This is a genomic window from Paenibacillus sp. LHD-38 (assembly GCF_031157315.1).
Taxonomy (GTDB): domain Bacteria; phylum Bacillota; class Bacilli; order Paenibacillales; family Paenibacillaceae; genus Pristimantibacillus.
The window spans coordinates 1-862 of the sequence record NZ_JAVIFU010000141.1 but is presented as its reverse complement, the minus strand read 5'-3'; the positions used below and the strand labels follow the sequence as shown (position 1 = coordinate 862).

Here is an 862-nt window from a genome sequence, read left to right as displayed (position 1 = left end):
CGCCAGAGCAGGTAAAAGCCCTGTAACCGAAAGCAAGCACCCTCCGAGACGGATCCTGAGTACGGCGGGACACGTGAAACCCCGTCGGAATCCGGCAGGACCATCTGCCAAGGCTAAATACTCCCTGGTGACCGATAGTGAAGCAGTACCGTGAGGGAAAGGTGAAAAGCACCGCGGAAGCGGAGTGAAAAAGAACCTGAAACCGTGCGCTTACAAAAAGTCAGAGCCCGTTAAATGGGTGATGGCGTGCCTTTTGTAGAATGAACCGGCGAGTTACGATCACGTGCAAGGTTAAGTCGGGAAGACGGAGCCGTAGCGAAAGCGAGTCTGAATAGGGCGAATAAGTACGTGGTCGTAGACCCGAAACCGTGTGATCTACCCCTGTCCAGGGTGAAGGTGCGGTAACACGCACTGGAGGCCCGAACCCACGCACGTTGAAAAGTGCGGGGATGAGGTGGGGGTAGCGGAGAAATTCCAATCGAACTCGGAGATAGCTGGTTCTCCCCGAAATAGCTTTAGGGCTAGCCTCGAGGAATGAGCGTCGTGGAGGTAGAGCACTGATTGGGTGCGGGGCCCGCCAAGGGTTACCAAGTCCAGTCAAACTCCGAATGCCATAGACGTGCTACTCGGGAGTCAGACAGTGAGTGCTAAGATCCATTGTCAAGAGGGAAACAGCCCAGATCATCAGCTAAGGTCCCCAAGTGTGTGTTAAGTGGGAAAGGATGTGGAGTTGCAAAGACAACCAGGATGTTGGCTTAGAAGCAGCCACCATTTAAAGAGTGCGTAATAGCTCACTGGTCGAGTGACTCTGCGCCGAAAATGTAACGGGGCTAAACACACCACCGAAGCTATGACATGTACC

1 rRNA gene is annotated in these 862 nt (G+C 53.8%); it reads left to right on the top strand.

The features are described from left to right. Nucleotides 1-862, top strand: a 23S ribosomal RNA gene (locus tag RCO25_RS34625); the annotation flags it as partial.